The sequence below is a fragment of the Gilliamella sp. BG2 genome, from assembly GCF_046635645.1.
In the GTDB taxonomy this organism is placed as follows: Bacteria; Pseudomonadota; Gammaproteobacteria; order Enterobacterales; family Orbaceae; genus Gilliamella; species Gilliamella bombi.
The window spans coordinates 1-21,883 of sequence record NZ_JBIDFF010000006.1; the positions used below are offsets into that span (position 1 = coordinate 1).

Here is a 21,883-nt window from a genome sequence, read left to right on the forward strand (position 1 = left end):
AACTCATCACCCACTTCATGAATATTTTTTTTAGCACGATTCACGTCAGCCGTGAACCTCATTGCAATATTCATATCGTTATTAGCCATTATTATTGCTCTCCGCGTAACTGTTTTACAAACTTTGTAACTTGTTTACCACTATTAAAGCCAACACAAACATCCTCAATTCGGTTAGCTCGTTCTCGGTTTTGTAACTTAATTAATTCATCGTAATACAGCAGTAATTGGCGTTGCGTGTAATGCGGTAACTGCTGCGCATCATGTCCATTTTTAATTAATAATGTAAAAACTTCACTCCAGCTTACTGATTTGCCTGTTTTGCAGCGTTTTGCCGAATGATTTTGCGGGTTACCGCGTTCATAAAAAAACGAGAATTAACAACCCACCACCAATCAAGTAGTTGTAAACCATCTTCATATGACAACGTTTCAATAAACGAAATCGGTTTTTGAATAGAGGTACTGATTAATGAATAAACCAATTCTAAATTACCCATAATAATTGTGTCGGCTTGCTCAATAGTGATTTTGTTTGTACCGTTCATTTCATTCACAATTAATGCAACAAACTGGTCAATTTCGTTACCAATAGTTAGTGCATCTTTAAATGAATATTCACGTACTGTAATTGTTTCACCAACTAGTGTAATTTCACGATTCGGCATTAATGTTGCTAAATCATTTGATTCTTCTTTTGTTGCTGTCACTTTTTCTGCCATGTTATTTACCTACTAATAAAATTAGAGAGTTGAATAATTAGCGGTGACACATCACCGCATAATAAAATAAATTTATTTCGCCTTTTGAACGTATGAGCCAAAATAACCAAGCGAACTATCCTTGTTTTGACTCATATCAGCCAAGACCGTGGCAGTAAGTGGTAATTCACCGTATCCCTCATTGTGTAGTAACGAGAAGTTAGAAATTGGATTGAATTTAACGCGGAATAGCTCCACAATTACATGTTCATTTTCACGGTCAGTATTGATACCATCGAACATAAACCAACGTTCTGGTGGTTGACGGGTAAAAATGCCCAAGCTCTCTTTTTTAGCATAGGAATAATCTACCGTTGCAGTTAATGCTGTTGTAGTTAATAATTTGATTAATCCAGCGTGAGCTGATTCGATTTCATAATCCGTGCCTAATACTAATGTAGAGCCATCTGGTGTTTTTAACTCGACATCAGCTACAAATGGATGAGTTAACTTGATACGATCACCAATTATCAGGTTCTCTGGTAATTTTTCATCTGTCGCTATACCTGAATTAACAGTAATCTTTTCACCATAAAGCGCCAACGCAATGTTTTCAATTGACCAATCTTTTAACGTTAAGTTTAACGTGCCACTTTTACCTAGTGTTAATTCACCAACTTGTAAGCGTTGTCCTGTGTATGATTCATTTTGTGTCACGGTTTCAACACTTAACTCCATCTCGCAAGAGTCAGCGGTACCAACATGCCGAAAGGCATTAGGTCGAACGGGTGAACTGGCGGTATTACGGGTGGCAAGATTTATGGTACCTTGTAAACTCATTAATAAATCTGACATATCTTTCTCCTAAAATTATTTATCGGCTACCGATGAAGTGTTGGGTTTGAAATGAATCAATCCAAACCAGCACGCCATTTTGAAAACCTAACGTTTGCCCACCAGTCCAACTAACTGGGCGAACGCCGTCAATAAACTGAACTGTTTTACCAATCAACAAATCGCGCACAGCTCCAATCACTGGGTTAGCTAGCTGTTTAACATTTTGAATATTGGTTGCTTGGCTAGAAATATCACGAGCAACAACCACAACACCAAAATTAACACTGACTGACTGCCGTGTACCTGCGGGCTTATCGTTGGGTGTTTCTTTACCAAGCAAAACGTAAGCCGCTGGTGTCGGCACTGAAGTTAAATCGGTTAACTTACTGTATTCAGCACTAGTACCAACAAAAACTAAGGTTTTATCCGCTAATAGGCTTCTTAGCTTTTCAGCAATCACTGAAACATCAAATGGTGCGCTACTCATCGTCCAAAATCCCGTAATGTGTTCATATCAAATACTCTTACCGGTCCAGTCTGTTTTGGTACACCACCTGCAACAGGCAATGCATCATCAATGCCTAGTGAATATTTCCCTTCAGCTACCATTTTTAAAAAGCCCTGAACTTGTTTATAGTCACGAACTATCGGATCCGTTTTTTCATCAGAAACACGATTGCGATGCAATTTGTAACGAACAATAATGCGTGCCCAATCAGTTAACAGACGTGGTACTTTAACTAAGGGCAGTTTGTGTCCACGTTGCCGTAAAAAACCGTTTATTTCAGCTTCAGTATCAGCGATTGATTCATTAATGCGTGAGATTGCTCGATTTGCCTTAATAACATCATCAGACAACCAACTTGAAACATCACCACCATTAATAATGACTTCCAATAAATTAGCATCTATGGGTATTTCACCATCTTGAGCAACCAATTGAGATAGCTCAATGAGTCCTGGACGTTCGGATAAATTTAGCAATGTAATGTATGGAATATTCATCATCTTTACCCAAACCAACGATAAATTACCGTTGGTTGTTGTTCACATTATTAACTGTTTGCGGGAATAACATTTTCAAACAGATAGCCAGCATCTTTAGCTACAACGAGTTCTTTGACAGATTCACCGACACGAACACGTTGACCGCCACGTAAACCAATATCAGGATCAACAATCGAGCCCGAAACACGATCTTTAAACTGCGCTGTATAACCGAACGTCACACCACCTTTAGTATTCGCTAATTTATTACGTACCGTGAATGATGCTTTATTGCCCCAAGCACGAAGTAATGCGGGTGATTTTCCGGGTTTTGCACTGTTTAAAAAGGCATCACCGACATAAATGGCTTCTAACTCTAATAAGTCAGCTAAGAACCCTAGCGGAACAAGGCCGTTTTCACCCGCATTACCGTGGTATGCGGCAACAATTTTGGGATGACGGCGTAATATTGTGGCAACTCGACGTCCTAATGTGCCGATATTAGGACGTTGAATCATTGAATCAAATGCATCCGTTATTAATGCTACTGGGTCACTATCAAGATTATTCCATTGTTGTGCAGTAGTTAATGTTTGTTTATTGCTGTAATTTGCACCATTAAAAAGTAAATTTGCTGCTCGAACTTCACGATCTAACAAAATTAAATCAGTCGTGGCTTCAACGGCATGACCAAGTGGGTTATAACCTGTAATGGCTGTATCAATATCATCTTGAGGAACAGGACTATCAAGACCATAATCATTCACAGAACTTTCTTGCTCTTTGGCACCAAACTCAACTTGATTGGGTTGTGACGTCCGACCAACTTTGGTATTAGGCAAAGTAAATCGTTCTGAAAAATCAAATTCAAGCCATTTAAATGATGTGCTAGAAACAGGCACACGAGGCAAAACCTCATCGGCAATTAACTTATTATTACGGTAAGCGATAGCAATTGCAGTCAACTGCGGTTCAACTGGGAAAGGGCGTTGCATATAAAACTCCTCAATTAAAAATTTGTTTATTAAAGGTCATAGACTATTAGTTAAATAACAGGTCAAGCTTGTTTGCTTGGTGCAATCCAAATTGAGCCTAACTCACCTTCATTACCATTTTCTTCAGCAAAACCAATAATAAAATCACCACTATTTGCTTTTTTCGCTCGACCATCGGCATTTGCCGTAATTGGATCACCTATCGCAATTGCTTCGCTATAAAAAACAGGCGCTAAACCGCTACGAATCACATCAAACACTTCACCATCACCGCCACCAACAATCGTTGAAACACCAATTAATAATACGGTACCGTCAATCGCTTGTTTTGCTAAACCATCTTCACTACCATGACAGACTATCACGCGTGGTTTGACTTCGCCTTCAGCGGTTTTTGCTACTGTTAATCCTGGAATATTCATATAAAAACCTTTTGGTTAAAATTAAAATGATGCTGACATTAATAATCAGCCTGTAATTAATGCTCTTACTTTTTAGCTTTGGTTACATGCGTAACGGCTTGGCTAATTGAAATTGTATTGCCTTTGTCTGCCTGTTCTTTTTGATAGGCTTTGGCTGCATCAGCAATGACTTTTGGATCTTGTTTATCAACGTTATCTTCACTATCACTAGCAGCCGATTTTTCAGCAAAGTTCATAAAAGCGGGACGCTCTGAAAGTACTTTTTTGATTAAATCAACTGGGGAACTGTTAACAGTTGCATCACCTTCAGCAAATGAAATTGGTTCACTACCCAACGCCATAAATACTTCAACAACTGTAGTTTTATGCGCAGGTAATAATTTTCCATCTTTAACTAGTTCATCAACAAAGGCAGCAAATTCCGCTCGCTTGTTAGTTTGTTCTTTTTCTAGCAATGCTTGTTCACGTTTGGCTAGTTCAGCATTCTTAGCGTCAATTGTTGCTTGTTGTTCGGCAAAGCTAGCGTCTAAAGGTTGTGGCATTTTTTCTTTCTCCTTTTGTTTTCTGTCGGATATTGCACGCAATGATTCAAGGCGCCATTGCGGTAAAAATAGGTCAGCACTGGCAATGCCGGCTTTTTCAATCAGCAGGTCACGCAAATTAGCTAAAATTGAAATCAAATTCTCATCAAATTCTTCATCAGCCATAGAGAATTCAACAGCACCTTGCTCGCCGTCAGATTCGGCAAAACTAACATCAGGCAAACCTTTAATAGCAGGCGCTGCTGCACCTAAAAAACCAATGTGCCGCGCATAGTAATGACCCGGTTTAGGATTGCCTGGTGAATCCGGTAAATAAATTGAAAGTGAGCGTTTTTTATAACTGCCCGCATTATAGGCTTCAGCAAATTCTGGATTAATCTGATCTAACTTTGCATAAACCAAACCATCTTTTACTTCAAATGATTTTGCCCATGCGTAAGCTGGAGCTGTTAGTTTGGGATGGCCGATTACAGCAGGTGCTTCAGATAGCGTTGGATCATAGCTTTCAGCTAAATCAATACAGTTTTCTAAAGTAAAAGTGATTTTTCGACCATCTACCGCAGTATGCGTACCAGGTTTAAAAACGGGAATAAGTGCCATAAAAAATGCTCCAGTAAATTGATATAGAGCATCATGACTTATTTTGAGAAAAGGGTAATCTGAACGCGGGCAGATAATTTTTTAATGATTTGAAAAGGGGAACGGCAAAATAATAGAAGAAATATACACTAAAAACTTATTATAAAGCATTTACAACACGATTAAAGCGATTCGTAAATAAACTGATTAGCCTTTTTTAATAAAGTGGCTTAAAACGCGTTATATTGCGTTTTAAGCAAAACCCAAGTGCTCACGCACAACATCGACCAATAGTAATTTATCTTGGGCGCTAATGCCAAGCCATGGGCGTGCTGGAATTACCACTTTCTTTACAGGACGTCCTCCCACATTTAATGCATTGCCCTTAACTGGCTTAATTGTACCGCCGAAATGATGGATAGCGCCATAGATTAAGTTCGTACCAAATAACAAAGTATTACCTTCAATCTGCCAATGCAACGTACTTCTTAGATTACCATCTAGCGTTAAAATTTTATCTTTTTGTTTGGGTTTTGAGTCTTTATACCAAGGAGATAGTTCTTTCCAAGGTACACCATCGGGCGATTCTTGAGCCGTAAATCTGGCCTCATGAATATCAAGTAATACTTCGCCCATATGACTAAATAAACTTTCAGTATCATCTATGGCTGCTTCAATATGAAGCATAGCATCAAGAGCATCTTGTATATTAAACTCAATATTTACGCCAATCATTTTTTCACCTATACTAGTTCTATCGTATGTACGGGCAGCTTCCGCCAAAGCCTCGAATCCCACGTACAGCGACCCAATCGTGGCGGTGATTGGGTTTTATTTTATGTTCGTTTAAACACTCGAACACCAACCCTCAGTTGCTCTAGATATTCAGGGTTATCAGGCGCAAATGTTGTTACACCTAGCCAACCATCATCACCCACTTCAAATACCGCTAGCATAGGCTTAATTTCACCATCAATCATAAAACGAGAAATGTAGCGCCGGCGCACTACAGATTTTTGTAGATGATCAAAGTATTCCATTCTTGTCCAAATTTCATCGGGCAGTTTTAACGAATCCGCAAGTAACAATAAAAATTGCTCACGACCACGTTTTGTAACTTTCAATTCACCAGTTTTGCTAACAGTGAAAAGCTGTTTACCGATTACTAATGCATCACCGGCTACATCTTTAAAAATAGCTGGCTTAGTTAATGTTGCGCCAAATTCATTTAAGAAAATATTGGCATAATCTTCTTCAGTTAAGCCTTTTTCTAACAGTCTATTTTTGCTTACTTCACGGATTGCTGGCCATTCATCAGTTGCTTTGCTTGATGGTAAACCTCGTTTTAAAGTTGGATCTGTATCTAATGGGTTTGGTACAAAATTATCAAGTCTTGATTGTCCGGGAATATGTTCAAAACTAGGGTCAATTCCTTCAGGTACTCGAACTATTCTAGGATTACCGCTATTTTCCCCAATTACTCTATCAACCCAATTTATTGTTGGTGCTTTGTCAGGTTGGTGTTTTCCCATTCTTTTTAAATCACCTTTAGTTCGCCCACGAACACGACATTGACAACCATAGCCATTGGGTGGAAAGTGAGTATTCCACCAAGGATCATTAAAATCTAATACCAGATGATCCCAACTTTGATGAAGTTCTCTAGGGTGTTCAACATAATCACTATGTAAGTATTCTAGGTATGGAAATTTAGCATCACGTAATTGTTGATAACGTCCAGCTTGATAAGATGAATTTAAATTCGTTTCATAGATGATACGAGTACGCCAGTTAAAACCGCCGTTATAACTCCAACCATGACGTTCAACTATCTCAGCAAAGTCTTTACGGAACTCATCCAGTGTTGTACCTTGACTAATTGCTTTATCAATGGCTGCACGAAAATCATTTAGTAATGCATTACGATTAGCACCCGCCACAACAAAGGCATAATCATGCTCATTATTGTAGATGTCTGCATAGCTGTTTGTGGGCACATTTACTTTACGCCGGAAAAACTCAATTTGCTCTTTAAATGGCAACGAGCCATATGCGACATTAACCATTTTTGCTATCACCAAGTAGTTCTGTGCGACCCGCTAAATTAGCTGCTGTTAATGCTTCAGCCATGACCTTTGCATATTCATCTAATTGCATATCGGGAATTAGCTCAAATAACTTATCACGCAATTCTTCTAATGATTGAACATTATCAACCAGTTCTTTAATTTGATTAATCCATTTATCAGTAACGGGGTGCATCTCAGTATTTAATCGTTGTGACTGAAGTACTGGCGCAAAGTTATTCGGTTGCTGTTCGGCAAAATCAACGTTTTTTAAAGATTGCGCATCAATCGATTCCGCTGGTGCTGGTTGTGGTTTTTCTTCCCATTCCCCGCCGTACGTATCTTGAACATGAGCCAATGTTGGGCGGTAGCCAGTTGATTCAATAATATTTTTATCACGTTCTGATAATGATTTCAGATCCTCAGGTTCATCAAAAATACGTGAAACTTGAGGAACAGCAGCACCGGGAAAATTCATCTGTGTAAACCAAGTACCTGGTCCTCGATTCCAACTCTCACACATTACATCAGAATCTGATTTTGCAATTGAACTTAATACCGCAGCTTGGAGTGATTCATCACCACCGATTGAGCTTGATGCACCACCTGAGGAAGTAATTTGTCCAACGGTTACACGCCGGATAGCTTCGTTCATTGAGTCGTAAAACGCTTTATAATCGCCTGCGCCTGAGCGTGCTATTTGTAGCAATTCAAGCGTCATGCCATCTGGCATGATGATGCCTGAATCGGTCTGAATTGCACGAGTGAGTGACAGTAAGTCCCGTTTTTGTTCAGGTGTTGCACCTGTACTATATTTGCCCACAGCTGTTGGCATGCCGAATTTTTCCAGAAAAATTAGCCAGAACTTAATATCATTGCGTTTAAAAAAGCTTGGCCAGTAAAGCCAGTGAGCAAGCCCAAGTCCATACGGTTCATCATCATGATCGGCACCAGTTGCGTAATGCCAAAAATACGGTGCTTCGCATGCTATCCCCTCATGCATATTATTTTGTGTCAGTAAACGCAGTTCACCCATTGGAGTAAACCGAAAACGACGCCGATCACGAACTTTGATATCGTCAATCCAATATAGATTATCTTTGATGCCATAAATCAACTCCGCTACGGCATAACCATAAAAAACACCGTAGTGCATTAGTTTAGTCACTCGGTCAAACCCAACCGATTTCAGTAACTCGCTCATTGCATCAGCTGCTTCAATATCAATCGGTTTATCGCCTCCGGGTTCCACTTTCCACTCACGAGATATAACAGCATCTTGACGCTGAGTAAATGCCGATTTCACTTCATCATCATTTAAAACTTCTTTGTAAATATCTAAACGACCGCCACCCCGATTACGAAGAACACTATCATCTGGTAGCGCTAGCGAACCAATATACAATTTAGTAATATCATTATTTTCACCTGTGCCTGCCAGCTCTCGTCCTGTTTCAACATGTGGCTTTTTACCTTTAAACCATAACATTAAATAAATCCTCCAAAATCGTTACCGCCACGTACCGTGCCAAAGCCTGTATCAGTTGTTTCCAGTTCTGAACCAACCGCATATTCATTCAATGAACGATAAGAATCACGAACGCCTAGTGATTGGTATTCAATTTCATACCCATCTTGACTAGCAGCATTAATTGCAAGAAAGGCAGCCCAAGTTCTATCAGCATGGCCGTTACTATCAGAATCAGCAACAAACCGCGGTTGCCCCGTTGCGCCAGTCACTTTTTTCAACTTATGCAAATCGGCACGAAGGGCATTATTGCCAGCGGGAATACGAATTTTTCTATCTTGAAATGCTTGTTTACCTTGCGTTGCCAATGTTAGTTTGTTAGGAGAGGTAAATAAAACACCTTCAATCACTGTTTCACCATAACGGCGTTTTGCATCTTCAACGGGTTTTTCGCCCATACCAGTCTGATCCATGCAACCTCTAATGACTCGATAACGGCGAAATACATCATCAAGCAGTAAATCTTGTTCAGCAAAAGAAAGTCGCTTTCTCTCAATAATTTCACGAGTCCAAAAAACATCGCCCACTTGTTCAATGACCCAAATAACAAATAGGTCATTACGTGCAGCAATATCAACACCAACAAAACAAGGATTGCCTGTATAGTGTTCAGGAACTCCTGCTTTTTCATCTTCAACGCTAGTAATTAAATCAAAATCAAGCCAACTGCTGGCTTCATCAAGCCACTTGAGTTCAAACTCTTGTGCCCATAAATCATCATCACCGGCACCTTTGCGTAATTCCTCAATATTTCGAGGTAACCCATCGTTAACGCATTGATAAATATCCGCTACATGGCGTGACCAACCATCATCTTTACCAGTCATCAGTTCATAGAACTTATTCCCTTTACCATTGGGAGTGCTGATCACACGCAGTTTTAAGCCGGGTTTAGATATAACAGGGAACAGTGCTTTCCAAATGGCACGGCTATCTTGATGAAAGGCAAATTCATCCAGTAAAACACTAGCACTAAAGCCACGAGCAGTATCAGGATTTGCAGGCAATGCTGTGATTTTACTACCACCAGGTAATTCAACTTCTAACGCTCGAATATTGGCATCCCAATCATAATCGAGTTCTTTAAAACCTGCGGACATTGCACGCAGATGAACTTTAACCCCCTCATTCATGGCTTCACGTGCTTGACGTTCACCACGTGATAAAATAACCCAACGCGCACGTTTACCTTGAGCTTCAGCTCGCAAACAGTCGAGTACAATTTGCAATGTACTGGTAAAGGTTTTACCGCATTGTCGAGAGAACATTGCAATAGCAAAACGGCTGGTATCATTAACCCATCGCTTTTGGTAATCATATAATTTAAGAGCTGGTTCGGTTTGTGTTGTCATAAGTCATACGCCGCTTTAATTACTTTAGCTAACATCTCAGCTGGTACTTCGCCTGTTTTTTCTAGCTCATTCAGTTTTTCTTTTTGCTCACGCAATAACTTTTCACGTGCTGCTTTCTCTATTTCCTGCCTCTCTTTAAAACTTAATTGCCTTGCTTGCATGGCTTCTTTGGCGGCTTTTGCTAAAAAGCTAATTTCCTTGATAGTGATATCTTCCGATTCATGTGCCTTAAATGCGGCACGCGTTGCCAGCGTTGTAACAGCTTGTGCAAGTAGTGCCCCTGATTTATCATCAACACTATCACCAAGCTCATCCACCAAAATACGTGATGCTGTTTCAATTTCACGTAAGCTATTGGTCATTTCATTAAAACCTTTTTGATAGCGGTGAAGGCTAGAACGGCTTGGCGTATCAGTACTGGGAAACGTTTGTTGCAGTTCGGCAATCATTTCATCAAGAGTAAGTTGATCGGCTCGTAATAATTTTTCGATATATGTTCGAACTTCTGGCTCTAGCTTGTGAATTGTCGATTTACGTCCCATAATTAAGCTCCTGCGCTTGGACGTTTTACACCAGGCACAACAACTTTACCGGTGGCCACATCAGCACCAAAATCGGTTAAACGTGCAACAATAACACTACCAATTGTTTCGGTTTTAATTAAGTCTTGTTGTCCAAGCCAACTTAAATGGGTTTTAACTTGATCACGACTAATAGCGTGGCCATAGTGATCTAACGCACTATAGATAATGCTAGAATTACTGCTATAACTTGGCATTTCATATAAGATACGCAAAATAACCAAACGTTGATCTTCTTTTAAAAATTCAGCGTAGCTCATAATTCCTCACTTGTTCTTTAATAAAAATTGGTTAATGTTATCTAATTGACGAGATAATCCTGAAAGCCGATCAGATAACTGATTTAAAGTAGCTTCATTGCTACTTAATTTTTCAATCAATTTGGTTACCTGATGCTGAGTTGGTAATGACTTAACCGTCTCTTCAACTTGTGTTACTCGAATACGTAAGTCTAGTAGCTCTTTTTGGCTAGCCGATTGACGTCCAATTAACCATGAGTAAACACCAACCACCGCCATTACAGCCCATTGCAGAAACTGCCAGTTAAAGGTAAGTTCATTAAAATTCATCGTTTATTCCTTTTTTCTTCCAATGCTGCACATTCAATACATAAATCAGTAACGACTAACTTTCGACGTTCTTCAGCTATAGGCTCTTCACAGATTTGACAATACAGGCTCGATACTCCCGTCTTTGCTTGATGTTTTGCTAGTATTCGTTCTCGTGCTTCCATTTCAACAGTTGATGCTAAATCAGCGTTATCCATTGTTTACCTCGTTGATATATTTTATTAGTTCAATAAGTCGACCTGAGCACTGACCGTATTGATCATAAAGCTGTTTTAAGGCTTGAGCTAAACCGTCAGCCGTATTATTTCGTCGTTTTACGGGTAATTCGCATGGTACCGTCAGTTGTGCTGGTAAAACCATGGGTTGTTGCTTGTGCGGCATTTGCACGGGCTGAGTCGATGAACTGCAAGACACTATCATCAAACACGCAATGAGTGCGATCATTAGCCGTTTTGTTAAGTGCATCTTGTAATGCTTGAGTTGATTGTTCATCATATAATTTCCTTTCTGCTATCTGCTGTGACAATGAATAACTTGCATCATTAGCAGTTTTAGTTAGTTGCTTTGTACTCTCAATAAATTGGCTTAAAGTATTCATTGCTTGTTGTGCTTCTAAAGCAATATATTCTTGTTTGGCCATTGATTTGCCATGGCTGATACCTAATCGGTAAAGCGCACCCAAACCAACAACCAAAATTATTCCCAACAAAAAATAATTTTTACTGCCCACAAAAAAGCTTTTGATTAATTTGCCTATATTTCTAATCATCACAAACTCCTAAACCCCAATTTTCATTTATATAAACAGGTTGCCAACGGTAGATAATACGAATTGGATAATCACGATTTTCTTTAAAATTAATGCTTTTACGACCGCCATTAATATTTTCAACAACGCCCCAGTAATGTGTTGCATCTTGGTATTCTCGTTTTGCTCGCTGACGATCACGATTCACCCAACCAAGTCCGCCGTTATATGCCGAAAGGGTGAATCCCCATCTATCACAATCACTCGCCGTTGCATTAATACGCTGATATAACCAATAATCATATTGAACTAAGGCACGCAGTGCCCAAGATGGGTTATAAGGTTCGTTGCTTCCTAATGATTTAGGGTAAGCCCCTGCAATCCAATCCGCCGTAGTTGGCATAAACTGAGCTAGCCCCTGTGCGCCTACTGGTGATTTTGCGTTTACTTTCCATCGAGATTCCTGGTGGATTTGAGCTGCAAACAACGCAATTGGCGCATCAAGACCAAAGATTGCACGTGCATTACGTGTCAGTTCCCGTTGATGTTGCTTAGCATCATTTGGTACAACTGCTATAGCAGGCGCTAAATGACAACTAAACAGCATAAACACAATAATTAAAGTTAAATAACGCATGTCTATAATCCAAGTGTTACGCCAAGAATCACAGCGGAAACAATCAACGCCCGACGAATCAGAACAACCGCAAACAGAGTTCGATACTCATCAAGAACAGGGTATTCCGCACACATTTTGGAATCCATTGCCTCTGGTTGTTCATTGTTTTCTAAAGACTCAATATATTGCTTGGTATAAAAATCAGGACCAAACTCTTTCCAATCGTTATATAAATAACCTCCAGGAGATGCATAAGGGAAAAGCGCACGGTCAAGGTGATAACCAACAACAGCAGAAAGTAAAACAAGAGATAGTTTATAAGCTACAACAGGCAACTGTTGAGGTGATAGTAACGTAATAATTGCAAATAAAGTAATGGCGACTAAATACCATTTAAACAAACGAATCTGGGATAATTTTTTGATAGGGTGAGCCATAAAAAACCTCATAATTAATTAAATTAATGTATGAGGTTATTATGATCTTACTTACTTGAAATGTAATTTGAACGGGGGCAGATTAATTTACTGATTGTTTACCTATAGCTTCAATTAGCTCGGTTATAAACGGTTCTAACAATGTGAAACCAATTAAAAAGGCATAAATTAAAGATGCACCGATAATACACCATAAAAATTTTATTAAACGACTTTGGTATTTTATCTGGTTCTTAATAGTTTTATAATTAAGTCCCCATAAATCATTTTTCAAATTTTTAGGTAACTTATCCTCAAATAATTTAACTTCCTCCTTAATATCATCTAATAGTTTAGATTGATTGAAAAGCACGATGCCACATAATGATGCATAGACAATAAGGGACAAAATACTGACCCAATGTATGTCTAATTTAGCAAAATTAAATACAGCTGTTGCGACTGGAAGACCCAATATCTGAGTAACCGATTTACTTAATGCTTCATTAATTCGAGTGATGAACTTTGCACCACGCTCTTCAATTTTTTTCACAAATTTGCTGTAAGAAAAATCTTCTAAATAAAGTTCATACTGAATAACTGTTTGATGATTAATATTAACAACATTTTCCAGTAAATGACAAATATCGTGCTTATTTGAGCCTTCTTTTTCGGTCAAATAGTCAGTAACAGCAACGGAGAAAGCATTTTTCTTAGCATGGAAATGTTCTTTTTCAATATTACCATCAAACCATGAGCATAGCTCTGTGATTGCTTTAATTTTCTTTTCATCTAATTTTTTTAATAAATTAATGAAATCGGCTGCATTTTGTGGCTTTAATGAAAGTTCAAAAGGTTTTTGATTAAAAAATACTATAACAGTATCTGATTTAGAATAAAACAACCCATTAACTTTATCTTTTCCTTTTAATAACTGCAATAATTCAATTATTTTTTCTAAATTTTGTGAATTTATGCTGGTATTTTTTTTACTAAATACTAACCATTGATGCTCTACTATTGTCTCAAGGTTTAAATTATCCCACCATTTAGTTTTATTTTCGAAATAGTGTTCATAACTGGCATATCCAAACCCATCTTGAAGAATTGGTTTTAATGTAAACCCAACGTTTTCACCAATGGTGATATCTGTTTTATTAAGCTGAAATTGATCACTATGGTTATCATTCCACGTCAGTAAATTAGTAATATCATTTTGATTTTTAGGCGTAACAAATCCTGTAAGCTCTTTTTTGCTTACCTTCATCTCCGTTACTAAACTAAAAAATTCATTCAACATTACTGTACTAAAGCCTTATAGCGTGTGGTTAATTCGGTATATTCATCATCACTAATTTTAATTTGAAGGTATTTATCTTCTTCAATGGTAACCGCTTTAATAGACTCGCCTATTTCTGATTTCGTTCCTTTAATTGTAATACCTTTTTCGGCCAATGATAAATCAAATTTTTCATAACGCTGTAATTTTTGTCCATCCACTCGAAAAGAAGAGTCTAATACTATATTATTTGTTTGACGGTATTCATTAAATTTAGGTTTATCATTTAAACCATGTGTTGTAAGTGCTGTGTCTAGTAGCTTATCAATATCTTCTTCTATGTGAACTGGTTCACCTTGATCTAGTTTGGTTCGCATTAATGTTGTAATATCTGTTTCAACCTTCTGGCGAGTTTTTAAGTCATCAAAAGTTGATTCAGTGTAATTCATTACACTTTGCAATAGCAAATTTGTTGTTTTACCGTTATCAATTTGTTCACTGACAGGTACAAACTCTTGGATATACTCTGGTAGTTTGCTACTGCCACGTTGGATCCATTGAATATAGTTATCTTGTGGTGGGTCATTTGGATTTGCATGATGCAGTGCCATCTGAACTAAATTGATTTTAAGTCCTACTTTTAACGCATCATTATCTATAACGCTAGTATTAGAAAATTCACCGTTTGTATTGATATTGATATATTTATTTAAGCTAATTAATGAGAGTAATAAGTAATCTGTGTTACTGCGATCTCGATAGAATATCATTGGCACGTATTCGCCAGTCGTCGCACTTTTCTTAGTGACAAAATGGAATAATCCTTTTGCTATTTCTTTGGATAATAGAAGGTAATCAATTTGGTCGTTAGTAGAAAAATAATCATCTGCTAAGGCCTTAGAAAGAGTATTTTGAATACCAAAACCACCACTAATAGAACTATTGCGTCCTGATTTTTGTAGCTGTTGTTCTGCATATTCAACAAAATTTTTTAAATGCTCATTATTTGAATGCAATGCTTCTTGTAGTTGTAACGTTGCAGCTGAACCCTTTGTATTTTGTTCTTTTTTTATTTGGTGGATAATACCAGCTTGAATTGTGTATGCCATTCCCATTTCCTCTAGTTTAACTAAATTTTATTTTATATTCTGTTATAAAGATGTTTCTTTCCATATTACCTTTGTCTAATTTTCTTCCAAACACTGATACTGATAAGTAACTTTAAACTGATTACATCCTAAAAAATCACCCCAAACACAAGAGCGTTGACCAGCATCAAATGCTTTACAGTTTTTTTTAATATTATAAATTAACCATCAATAATCTTCATTTTCTCAATAACTTCAAATCTATCTGTGTTTGTTAAATGGCTAACTTCCTCAACACCACCTTGGGATAAAAGTAATCCACTTATTTCAGATGGATTTTTGTAGATTGCAAATTCATATTCTTTATAACCAGTAAAAGCACCATACCCATTTTTAGCATTAATAAATACAACATAAACAGTTGCATCATGACCATCTATTTTTCCTTGCATATAGCCTTTAAATATATATTGTGCACTATCTGGATCTTTCAGTTTACCCATCATATAGTTTTTTATTTTTCCCTCATATTCTGGGTGAGAATCACAGCCAACTAATAAAAAAACGCTAAATATAATTGAAGTACAAAATAACCATAAATTTTTCATCTTTAATCCTTAAAAAATAATCGCCCCCAAAATAAAACCCACGGCAAATATTGCTAACGTGGGTTTTATTTGAGTTCTGAATAAAGTTATTGTTTGGTTATATAAATTTTGATTATTTAATTTCTCTAAATTAGAAAGTTCTTCAACATAATTTAATACATTTTGTAGCTGCATTTTATTAAGCCGTTTTAAATCTGAAGTACAAAATTGCCGTTTACTGTAATGATTCATCTTATCTTTTAATTCATCTTTGTCATTAATTTCACAAAGAATCAAATGGATAAGCATTTTGCAAGATGCTTTTTCTTTAGCTGCTTCAAATTCATCAGTTAAAAATTTATCAGCAATAGGAAATTGTGAAACAGTTATTTCATTAATACTACAAACACCAAGAGTAGCGTGTAGTTTAAGCCATAGTTCTGGTGCCGTTAACTCCCCGTAGTTTTCAATATCAGAAATTAAACTATTAAGGGATTTTCGTTGAGCGGGAACCAACGGGCGAGTATCTAACTCATCATCATTACTTGACGTAATATTATAAATATCTCTACCAGCTATTTGTTCTGCTGTATTATCCTGAAGTCTAACCGTCACTTTGTTTTCCGCCTCCTAGTTGTATAAATATTTCCACCAGCAATTTGACCTTCACCTCGAATTGTATTATTCGAAATATTAACCCCTGCCTGCTGAGCCGTTCCTGCCGTTAGTGCACCTAAGGCTGCCGCTTTAATTGCCAATGGTGCTATTCTAAATTTGTCAATTAAATCTTGCTCATCAACAGATAAATTATTTGTTGTTCTAATACCAGTTACAACATATTGAACATCTAACCCAAAATTAGCTAATGTAGATAAATATAACGCATCAGGAAATCTCTCACCTTTTTCATAATTAAGTTGAGTTAATTTCTTTACATTAGCAATTTCTCCCATAGCAACTTGGCTAAGTCCCATACGTTCACGTTCTTCTTTTAGTCTTAATCCGATATTTTTTTGCATACTTTTTATCTTGACAGGTATAAATATTTATACCATAATTTAACACATAATTTATAAATCACTTATTAATAACTTATATCAAAGGAGCTAAAAATGTCTAAAGTTCTCACTCCCGAACAAGTTAAGCAACAATTTCAACAAAAAGGCAAAACTATCAAATCTTGGGCGATTGAAAATGGTTACCACCCCGTTGTTGTTTATAACGTTTTAAATGGTTTAAGCCGTGCTCATCGTGGTAAAACACACGATATAGCAGTAAAACTTGGCTTAAAACAAGCTTACTAATGCTGATTGTAACAGTTTTTCATATACAGAAAAAGGGCGAAAAACATGAACAAATCACAAATTTCGACATCTGGCACTCGAATACTTAAGGTACTAAAAGCGCTTAAAGGTTATACGTTAACGGGTTTATCTAATGGCGATATCGCAAAGATGATTAATGAATCACCTGTTAATGTAACGCGTTCACTTCAAACACTAATCGAGGAAGGACTAGTAATTAAGTTAGATAATGGTTTGTTTGCTCATAGTGTGCAAATGTTGCAAATAGCCCAAGCGCATGCAATTCACATCACTAAAATGCAAGACCAAATAACAGAAATCAATCAGCGTATTACTGCTGGTTCAAGAGGATAAATAAAATGGCAAGACAAGCAAACAAAGCAAAAGACGAAATTGAACTACCTGCAATTGATGAGCAAGGGATTAATGATGCAATGAATACCATGACTACTATTCAAAGTGAATATAACGAATCTCGTGATTTAGTTAATCAAGTTTTAGGTCAGGCTCAAATGGCTGAGGCTTTTGAACAGTTTTCGCGAACGGTTCGCACATCTAAATTGGCTTTTATCCGTGAAAATAAACTATATCAACAACTTAAAGGAATGAAAACCGCGAACGGTTCGCTATTTTCAGGAACGTGGGAAGATTTTTGTCTGTTACTCGGTTCATCTAGAGACAAAATTGAATTAGATATAGCAAACCTAAAAGCATTTGGTGAAGAAGCCCTTGAATCTATGTCACGCATGGGTATCGGTTACCGTGAGTTACGCCAATATCGTAAGTTACCTGAGGACCAAAAAACAGCACTGATTGAAGTTGCCAAAGCAGGTGATAAAGAGGCATTAGTTGAATTGGCAGAAGAATTTATTGCTAAAAATGCTAAAGAAAAAGAGCAGCTCAAAAAAGAAAATAGTAATTTGCAAGCTGATTATAAAGCCCTGAGCAAACGTAATGCTGATGTAGCGAAAGAAAAGGAAGAATTAGCAATAAAACTAGCACAATTTGAAATGAAAACCGTACCACTAGATGAGCGTTTAGAGCCGTTTAAAAAACAGATAGCAGAAACACAATCACGCATGGATAAGCTATTTGAAGAACAAAGGCAGTATGTAGACATTATGTATAAATTGATGCTCGAAATACTGGAGAATGACCCTGATTACGATCCCGAAAAACCATATTCATTGCCTGAATCAATGCAAATTGCATTATTAACATTGAATGGTTCGGCCGTATTAACTTTAGATCAAGCTCGTTATGTGCATCGTGAACTTTGGAGCAAATTTGATAGCGATATTATGGAAGCTCAACAGCGACAAGAATCTTTAGTAAATGAGAATATCCAAGATTTATATAAATGATATTTCATATCAAGGGAATTTAAAAATGGTATCACCTAATATTCGCAGCTATTTAAATGAATTAGCAATTAAGCTAGATAACACAAATTTTGGTTCAAGAAGCGCTATTATGAGTGAAGCTCAAGCCTTTTTAGGTATTTCTAAACAAACTATTTACCGACAATTAAAAGAGTTTTGTGGTTGGTCAAGTGATCGGAAATGCAGAGCTGATAAAGGTGATACAAGTGTTTCTGATATTGCTTTAAATGTGGTCGGAGCAATATGTAAAGAGTCGGTGCGTGATAATGGTAAACAAACTATGTTTACAACAACAGCAACAAGTATTGCAAAACAAAATGGTTATGAAATTGGTGTAAGTACTAATCATTTTACTAGGTTATTACGAAACCGCAAAATGAATGTAAAAGCACAACAAGTGGCAAATCCTGTTCAGTCATTACGTGCATTACATCCTAATCATGTGCACGAAGTAGATCCTTCTCTATGCCTAATTTATTACATGAAAGATAAACAACATATTATGCGTGACCGTGATTTTTATAAAAATAAGTTAGGAAACTACGCAAAAGTTAAATACAAAGTCTGGCGTTATACTTTGTATGATCGCGCATCGGGCATGATTATACCGTGGTATGTAGAAGCAGCTGGCGAAAACCAACACTCATTATTCCAGTTTTTAATGTTTGCTTGGGGTAAGCAAGATGGGCGGTTATTTCACGGTGTACCAAAGCTATTGTATTGGGATAAAGGTTCAGCAAATACATCATCAGCAATCAAGAACTTGCTAGACCATTTAGAAGTTAAATATCTAGAACACGAAGCAGGTAATGCACGAGCTAAAGGCGGTGTAGAAAATGCCAACAATATCATCGAAACACAGTTTGAAAGCCGTTTAAAGTTTCAACCAGTTAACTGTATTGATGAGTTAAATCATGCAGCAATGAACTGGGCGGAGGCATATAACGCTAATCGTTTACCTGGGCAAGATACACGTTTGCGTCGTATTGGGTTATCAGAACCTGTATCACGCCAAGCGCTCTGGCAACATATTACGGCAGAACAATTACGTACATTGCCATCTATAGAAGTTTGTCAGGCATTAATGGCAAGTCGTGAGCAAGAGCGCCAAGTTAAGTCTGATTTAACCATTAGTTTCAAACATCCACAATCAGAATCATCATTAGTCTATAGTTTAAAAGGCTTAGAGGGTATTGCTGTTAAAGATAAAGTCAGTGTGCGTTCATTAGTTTACGGTGATTGTGCTATTCAAATTGAAGTCCCTCGTTATGACGGCGAGTCATTAATCTACCGTATTGAGCCAGATCGCAATTTTGATAAGTTTGGACAACGTTTAGATGCACCTGTAATTGGCGAGGAATATAAATCTAAAGGTAATACAGAAATTGAACAAGCAGCGAAAGCGATGGATCAAGTGGCATACCCAAATATGACCGAAGATGAAATCAAAAAAGCAAAGCAAAAACAAGTAGCACCGTTCGGTGGCAAACTCAATACACTCAGTTATCTAGATGATATAAATCATCCAGCTTATTTTGAACAAAAAGGCAATGAAATTGAGACACCGGAACATTTAAAGCTAGCTGCAACAACATTAACGCTAACCGCAGCTTTAATGCGTATTACCAGTTCAATTGGTCGCAGATTAACAACTGATGAAAATAAGTGGCTATCGGTTCGTTATCAAGATGGTGTACCGGAAGATTCGTTAGATTCACTAATTCGTACATTTACAACACCTGTTGCAGTCGGTGACGGTACGACAGGGTTTAGGAGTGTTAAATAATGCTGAAATTAAAAAGCGTAATGACGCAATTCAATATCAAACAGGCACAACTCGCTAAGCATATTGATTATAAAGGCAATTCAATCAGCCAAGCAGTAATTAGCCAACTCGTTAATCACAATATTTGGCCACGCTCTATTAAGCATGAAGAACTAGAGCAGAAGATTGAAAAGGGATTAATAAAATTAGGTTTAAGCAATGATTATTTAATAAATATTTTTGAAGAAGAAACTGACACAGCCGAAATCTTGGCGGACGACGCTGTGCCAGTTGACTCAAATGAAAAACACTTAACAAAGGAGTCAGCCTATATGTTACTACGAAAACAAACTATAAATCGAGATGCTCGTGCACATTTCCGCATTCCAAGGGATCCATTTACGGATGAAATGACCCAAGATGCCGATGTCTATCTTTCTGATGATATTCGTTATGTACGTGCTGCAATGCGTCAAACAGCAAAGCATGGCGGAATGTTGGCGGTAATTGGTGAATCAGGTAGCGGTAAATCCACATTGCGCCATGATTTAATTGATTGGATCAATATTAATCATGAACCAATAACGGTTATTGAGCCGTATGTACTTGGTTTAGAAGATAACGAAGTCAAAGGTAAATCACTAAAAAGTATGGATATTAGTGGTGCAATCATCAATGCGATTGATCCACAAGCAAAACCAAAACGCAGTGCTGAAGCACGAGCAAGGCAAATGCATACTTTACTTAAAAATAGCGCATTATCAGGTCGTAAACATTTAATGATTATTGAAGAAGCTCATGGTTTATCAATTCATACGCTTAAGCATTTAAAACGCTTTTATGAGCTACAAGAAGGCTTTAAAAAACTGCTATCAATTATCTTGATTGGGCAAACAGAGCTACAAACAAAACTATCAGAGTATAACCCAGAGGTTCGTGAAGTTGTGCAACGCTGTGAAGTTGTGAACTTAAAACCACTTGATTTTAAAGTTGAAGAATATATCAAGCATAAATTTTCACGTGTTGATATGGACTATACAACGTTATTTGATTCATCTGCATTTAATGAAATCATCAATCGGTTACGTGTTGCAACAACACGTCGAGGTGAAAAGCAAGTGCGTTCATTATGTTATCCATTAGCAGTAAATAACCTTGTTTCTAACGCATTAAATCTAGCTGCACGCATTGGTGCGCTAAAAGTTACAGGTGAAGTAATTGTTGAGTGTATCAAAGACCGAGGAGATATCTGATGAAAAAGAACCAACTCATCAATAATAGCATCAATGCGGTTAATAATGCTGTAACTATATTATCTAATGAAGAATTTACCGTCATTGGTTTTTATCATGATTCACTTTCAAAGCCAACTATTGAAATTGAGCATCACCCAAAGTGCAATAAGTTTATAGCTGTGGGTAAAGCGATGTATTACCGACATGAAGGTTATTACAGGTTTGGGCAATTTGAATTAAATGGCTGCCGAGTTATATGGAAAGAACGCGATATTAGTCGTTTGCATTAATCGAATAGGAGCT

Annotated in this window: 29 protein-coding genes; 6 read left to right on the plus strand and 23 right to left on the minus strand. The window is 37.3% G+C overall.

Annotated elements, in window-relative coordinates:
• Positions 1 to 303 precede the first annotated feature (303 nt).
• The 23 genes from ACGH6Q_RS03730 to ACGH6Q_RS03840 form a co-directional block, all read right to left on the minus strand.
• Positions 304 to 720, minus strand: a complete 417-nt coding sequence (locus ACGH6Q_RS03730) for a DUF6631 family protein (protein ID WP_174798501.1) — start codon at positions 718 to 720, stop codon at positions 304 to 306.
• A 72-nt stretch (positions 721 to 792) separates the two neighbouring features.
• Positions 793 to 1,554, minus strand: coding sequence for a hypothetical protein (locus ACGH6Q_RS03735; RefSeq protein WP_411591959.1), 762 nt, complete (start codon positions 1,552 to 1,554; stop codon positions 793 to 795).
• A gap of 19 nt (positions 1,555 to 1,573) precedes the next feature.
• The gene (locus ACGH6Q_RS03740; protein ID WP_411591962.1) at positions 1,574 to 2,023 is read right to left on the minus strand and encodes a hypothetical protein; all 450 of its coding nucleotides are present in this window, start codon (positions 2,021 to 2,023) and stop codon (positions 1,574 to 1,576) included.
• Positions 2,020 to 2,541 carry a gp436 family protein gene (locus ACGH6Q_RS03745; RefSeq protein WP_411591965.1) on the minus strand — a complete coding sequence of 174 codons (522 nt, stop codon included), beginning with the start codon at positions 2,539 to 2,541 and terminating at the stop codon, positions 2,020 to 2,022. The genes ACGH6Q_RS03740 and ACGH6Q_RS03745 overlap by 4 nt, the downstream gene beginning before the upstream one ends.
• A gap of 50 nt (positions 2,542 to 2,591) precedes the next feature.
• Positions 2,592 to 3,518, minus strand: coding sequence for a phage capsid protein (locus ACGH6Q_RS03750; RefSeq protein ID WP_411591966.1), 927 nt, complete (start codon positions 3,516 to 3,518; stop codon positions 2,592 to 2,594).
• Positions 3,519 to 3,580: 62 nt separating this feature from the next.
• On the minus strand, positions 3,581 to 3,940 hold the full coding sequence (locus tag ACGH6Q_RS03755; RefSeq protein ID WP_174798505.1) for a DUF2190 domain-containing protein: 360 nt from the start codon (positions 3,938 to 3,940) through the stop codon (positions 3,581 to 3,583).
• A 65-nt stretch (positions 3,941 to 4,005) separates the two neighbouring features.
• Positions 4,006 to 5,082 carry a hypothetical protein gene (locus ACGH6Q_RS03760; RefSeq protein ID WP_085165898.1) on the minus strand — a complete coding sequence of 359 codons (1,077 nt, stop codon included), beginning with the start codon at positions 5,080 to 5,082 and terminating at the stop codon, positions 4,006 to 4,008.
• 231 nt (positions 5,083 to 5,313) lie between these two features.
• The gene (locus ACGH6Q_RS03765; protein WP_411591968.1) at positions 5,314 to 5,796 is read right to left on the minus strand and encodes a phage virion morphogenesis protein; all 483 of its coding nucleotides are present in this window, start codon (positions 5,794 to 5,796) and stop codon (positions 5,314 to 5,316) included.
• A 101-nt stretch (positions 5,797 to 5,897) separates the two neighbouring features.
• Positions 5,898 to 7,127, minus strand: a complete 1,230-nt coding sequence (locus tag ACGH6Q_RS03770; RefSeq protein WP_411591971.1) for a PBECR2 nuclease fold domain-containing protein — start codon at positions 7,125 to 7,127, stop codon at positions 5,898 to 5,900.
• On the minus strand, positions 7,120 to 8,616 hold the full coding sequence (locus ACGH6Q_RS03775) for a DUF935 domain-containing protein (RefSeq protein ID WP_411591972.1): 1,497 nt from the start codon (positions 8,614 to 8,616) through the stop codon (positions 7,120 to 7,122). Before ACGH6Q_RS03775 ends, ACGH6Q_RS03770 begins: the two co-directional genes overlap by 8 nt.
• Complete coding sequence (locus tag ACGH6Q_RS03780) at positions 8,616 to 10,007, minus strand: terminase large subunit domain-containing protein (RefSeq protein WP_411591973.1); 1,392 nt, start codon at positions 10,005 to 10,007, stop codon at positions 8,616 to 8,618. The genes ACGH6Q_RS03775 and ACGH6Q_RS03780 overlap by 1 nt, the downstream gene beginning before the upstream one ends.
• Complete coding sequence (locus ACGH6Q_RS03785) at positions 10,004 to 10,549, minus strand: phage protein Gp27 family protein (protein ID WP_085165894.1); 546 nt, start codon at positions 10,547 to 10,549, stop codon at positions 10,004 to 10,006. Before ACGH6Q_RS03785 ends, ACGH6Q_RS03780 begins: the two co-directional genes overlap by 4 nt.
• A gap of 2 nt (positions 10,550 to 10,551) precedes the next feature.
• Positions 10,552 to 10,848: a hypothetical protein gene (locus tag ACGH6Q_RS03790; protein ID WP_065588008.1), complete on the minus strand. Its 297-nt coding sequence runs from the start codon at positions 10,846 to 10,848 to the stop codon at positions 10,552 to 10,554.
• A 6-nt stretch (positions 10,849 to 10,854) separates the two neighbouring features.
• The gene (locus ACGH6Q_RS03795) at positions 10,855 to 11,157 is read right to left on the minus strand and encodes a DUF2730 family protein (RefSeq protein ID WP_065574282.1); all 303 of its coding nucleotides are present in this window, start codon (positions 11,155 to 11,157) and stop codon (positions 10,855 to 10,857) included.
• Entirely contained in the window at positions 11,154 to 11,354 is a 201-nt protein-coding gene (locus ACGH6Q_RS03800) for a TraR/DksA C4-type zinc finger protein (RefSeq protein ID WP_085165892.1), read from the minus strand. Before ACGH6Q_RS03800 ends, ACGH6Q_RS03795 begins: the two co-directional genes overlap by 4 nt.
• A 104-nt stretch (positions 11,355 to 11,458) precedes the next feature.
• A complete protein-coding gene (locus ACGH6Q_RS03805; RefSeq protein ID WP_411591976.1) occupies positions 11,459 to 11,926 on the minus strand; it encodes a hypothetical protein in 468 nt (155 codons plus the stop codon).
• Positions 11,919 to 12,542, minus strand: a complete 624-nt coding sequence (locus tag ACGH6Q_RS03810) for a transglycosylase SLT domain-containing protein (protein ID WP_411591978.1) — start codon at positions 12,540 to 12,542, stop codon at positions 11,919 to 11,921. The genes ACGH6Q_RS03805 and ACGH6Q_RS03810 overlap by 8 nt, the downstream gene beginning before the upstream one ends.
• 2 nt (positions 12,543 to 12,544) lie before the next feature.
• On the minus strand, positions 12,545 to 12,961 hold the full coding sequence (locus ACGH6Q_RS03815; RefSeq protein ID WP_411591980.1) for a putative holin: 417 nt from the start codon (positions 12,959 to 12,961) through the stop codon (positions 12,545 to 12,547).
• 82 nt (positions 12,962 to 13,043) lie between these two features.
• A complete protein-coding gene (locus tag ACGH6Q_RS03820) occupies positions 13,044 to 14,240 on the minus strand; it encodes a hypothetical protein (RefSeq protein ID WP_411591981.1) in 1,197 nt (398 codons plus the stop codon).
• Positions 14,240 to 15,328 carry a nucleoid-associated protein gene (locus tag ACGH6Q_RS03825; RefSeq protein WP_065569101.1) on the minus strand — a complete coding sequence of 363 codons (1,089 nt, stop codon included), beginning with the start codon at positions 15,326 to 15,328 and terminating at the stop codon, positions 14,240 to 14,242. Before ACGH6Q_RS03825 ends, ACGH6Q_RS03820 begins: the two co-directional genes overlap by 1 nt.
• 200 nt (positions 15,329 to 15,528) lie before the next feature.
• Positions 15,529 to 15,915: a hypothetical protein gene (locus ACGH6Q_RS03830; RefSeq protein WP_411591983.1), complete on the minus strand. Its 387-nt coding sequence runs from the start codon at positions 15,913 to 15,915 to the stop codon at positions 15,529 to 15,531.
• A 9-nt stretch (positions 15,916 to 15,924) separates the two neighbouring features.
• Positions 15,925 to 16,509: a hypothetical protein gene (locus ACGH6Q_RS03835; RefSeq protein ID WP_174798518.1), complete on the minus strand. Its 585-nt coding sequence runs from the start codon at positions 16,507 to 16,509 to the stop codon at positions 15,925 to 15,927.
• A complete protein-coding gene (locus tag ACGH6Q_RS03840; protein WP_085165883.1) occupies positions 16,506 to 16,913 on the minus strand; it encodes a helix-turn-helix domain-containing protein in 408 nt (135 codons plus the stop codon). The genes ACGH6Q_RS03835 and ACGH6Q_RS03840 overlap by 4 nt, the downstream gene beginning before the upstream one ends.
• A 93-nt stretch (positions 16,914 to 17,006) precedes the next feature.
• Between ACGH6Q_RS03840 and ACGH6Q_RS03845 the strand changes: the two genes are divergently transcribed.
• The 6 genes from ACGH6Q_RS03845 to ACGH6Q_RS03870 are packed head-to-tail and all read left to right on the plus strand — an operon-like array spanning position 17,007 to position 21,870.
• A complete protein-coding gene (locus tag ACGH6Q_RS03845; RefSeq protein ID WP_065567015.1) occupies positions 17,007 to 17,198 on the plus strand; it encodes a DNA-binding protein in 192 nt (63 codons plus the stop codon).
• Between the two features lie 45 nt (positions 17,199 to 17,243).
• Positions 17,244 to 17,552, plus strand: coding sequence for a helix-turn-helix domain-containing protein (locus ACGH6Q_RS03850; RefSeq protein ID WP_065574272.1), 309 nt, complete (start codon positions 17,244 to 17,246; stop codon positions 17,550 to 17,552).
• 5 nt (positions 17,553 to 17,557) lie between these two features.
• On the plus strand, positions 17,558 to 18,562 hold the full coding sequence (locus ACGH6Q_RS03855) for a hypothetical protein (RefSeq protein WP_174798520.1): 1,005 nt from the start codon (positions 17,558 to 17,560) through the stop codon (positions 18,560 to 18,562).
• Positions 18,563 to 18,587: 25 nt separating this feature from the next.
• Positions 18,588 to 20,366 (plus strand): DDE-type integrase/transposase/recombinase, encoded by a 1,779-nt coding sequence (locus ACGH6Q_RS03860; RefSeq protein WP_174798521.1) that lies wholly within the window; start codon positions 18,588 to 18,590, stop codon positions 20,364 to 20,366.
• On the plus strand, positions 20,366 to 21,598 hold the full coding sequence (locus ACGH6Q_RS03865; protein WP_411591985.1) for an ExeA family protein: 1,233 nt from the start codon (positions 20,366 to 20,368) through the stop codon (positions 21,596 to 21,598). Before ACGH6Q_RS03860 ends, ACGH6Q_RS03865 begins: the two co-directional genes overlap by 1 nt.
• On the plus strand, positions 21,598 to 21,870 hold the full coding sequence (locus ACGH6Q_RS03870; protein ID WP_085165880.1) for a hypothetical protein: 273 nt from the start codon (positions 21,598 to 21,600) through the stop codon (positions 21,868 to 21,870). Before ACGH6Q_RS03865 ends, ACGH6Q_RS03870 begins: the two co-directional genes overlap by 1 nt.
• The last annotated feature ends 13 nt before the right edge of the window (positions 21,871 to 21,883 follow it).

Bases quoted from the DNA above. Each gene is read 5' to 3' on its own strand.
- ACGH6Q_RS03730 (WP_174798501.1), bottom strand. From the start codon at position 720: ATGGCAGAAAAAGTGACAGCAACAAAAGAAGAATCAAATGATTTAGCA.
- ACGH6Q_RS03735 (WP_411591959.1), bottom strand. From the start codon at position 1,554: ATGTCAGATTTATTAATGAGTTTACAAGGTACCATAAATCTTGCCACC.
- ACGH6Q_RS03740 (WP_411591962.1), bottom strand. From the start codon at position 2,023: ATGAGTAGCGCACCATTTGATGTTTCAGTGATTGCTGAAAAGCTAAGA.
- ACGH6Q_RS03745 (WP_411591965.1), bottom strand. From the start codon at position 2,541: ATGAATATTCCATACATTACATTGCTAAATTTATCCGAACGTCCAGGA.
- ACGH6Q_RS03750 (WP_411591966.1), bottom strand. From the start codon at position 3,518: ATGCAACGCCCTTTCCCAGTTGAACCGCAGTTGACTGCAATTGCTATC.
- ACGH6Q_RS03755 (WP_174798505.1), bottom strand. From the start codon at position 3,940: ATGAATATTCCAGGATTAACAGTAGCAAAAACCGCTGAAGGCGAAGTC.
- ACGH6Q_RS03760 (WP_085165898.1), bottom strand. From the start codon at position 5,082: ATGGCACTTATTCCCGTTTTTAAACCTGGTACGCATACTGCGGTAGAT.
- ACGH6Q_RS03765 (WP_411591968.1), bottom strand. From the start codon at position 5,796: ATGATTGGCGTAAATATTGAGTTTAATATACAAGATGCTCTTGATGCT.
- ACGH6Q_RS03770 (WP_411591971.1), bottom strand. From the start codon at position 7,127: ATGGTTAATGTCGCATATGGCTCGTTGCCATTTAAAGAGCAAATTGAG.
- ACGH6Q_RS03775 (WP_411591972.1), bottom strand. From the start codon at position 8,616: ATGTTATGGTTTAAAGGTAAAAAGCCACATGTTGAAACAGGACGAGAG.
- ACGH6Q_RS03780 (WP_411591973.1), bottom strand. From the start codon at position 10,007: ATGACAACACAAACCGAACCAGCTCTTAAATTATATGATTACCAAAAG.
- ACGH6Q_RS03785 (WP_085165894.1), bottom strand. From the start codon at position 10,549: ATGGGACGTAAATCGACAATTCACAAGCTAGAGCCAGAAGTTCGAACA.
- ACGH6Q_RS03790 (WP_065588008.1), bottom strand. From the start codon at position 10,848: ATGAGCTACGCTGAATTTTTAAAAGAAGATCAACGTTTGGTTATTTTG.
- ACGH6Q_RS03795 (WP_065574282.1), bottom strand. From the start codon at position 11,157: ATGAATTTTAATGAACTTACCTTTAACTGGCAGTTTCTGCAATGGGCT.
- ACGH6Q_RS03800 (WP_085165892.1), bottom strand. From the start codon at position 11,354: ATGGATAACGCTGATTTAGCATCAACTGTTGAAATGGAAGCACGAGAA.
- ACGH6Q_RS03805 (WP_411591976.1), bottom strand. From the start codon at position 11,926: ATGATTAGAAATATAGGCAAATTAATCAAAAGCTTTTTTGTGGGCAGT.
- ACGH6Q_RS03810 (WP_411591978.1), bottom strand. From the start codon at position 12,542: ATGCGTTATTTAACTTTAATTATTGTGTTTATGCTGTTTAGTTGTCAT.
- ACGH6Q_RS03815 (WP_411591980.1), bottom strand. From the start codon at position 12,961: ATGGCTCACCCTATCAAAAAATTATCCCAGATTCGTTTGTTTAAATGG.
- ACGH6Q_RS03820 (WP_411591981.1), bottom strand. From the start codon at position 14,240: ATGTTGAATGAATTTTTTAGTTTAGTAACGGAGATGAAGGTAAGCAAA.
- ACGH6Q_RS03825 (WP_065569101.1), bottom strand. From the start codon at position 15,328: ATGGCATACACAATTCAAGCTGGTATTATCCACCAAATAAAAAAAGAA.
- ACGH6Q_RS03830 (WP_411591983.1), bottom strand. From the start codon at position 15,915: ATGAAAAATTTATGGTTATTTTGTACTTCAATTATATTTAGCGTTTTT.
- ACGH6Q_RS03840 (WP_085165883.1), bottom strand. From the start codon at position 16,913: ATGCAAAAAAATATCGGATTAAGACTAAAAGAAGAACGTGAACGTATG.
- ACGH6Q_RS03845 (WP_065567015.1), top strand. From the start codon at position 17,007: ATGTCTAAAGTTCTCACTCCCGAACAAGTTAAGCAACAATTTCAACAA.
- ACGH6Q_RS03850 (WP_065574272.1), top strand. From the start codon at position 17,244: ATGAACAAATCACAAATTTCGACATCTGGCACTCGAATACTTAAGGTA.
- ACGH6Q_RS03855 (WP_174798520.1), top strand. From the start codon at position 17,558: ATGGCAAGACAAGCAAACAAAGCAAAAGACGAAATTGAACTACCTGCA.
- ACGH6Q_RS03860 (WP_174798521.1), top strand. From the start codon at position 18,588: ATGGTATCACCTAATATTCGCAGCTATTTAAATGAATTAGCAATTAAG.
- ACGH6Q_RS03865 (WP_411591985.1), top strand. From the start codon at position 20,366: ATGCTGAAATTAAAAAGCGTAATGACGCAATTCAATATCAAACAGGCA.
- ACGH6Q_RS03870 (WP_085165880.1), top strand. From the start codon at position 21,598: ATGAAAAAGAACCAACTCATCAATAATAGCATCAATGCGGTTAATAAT.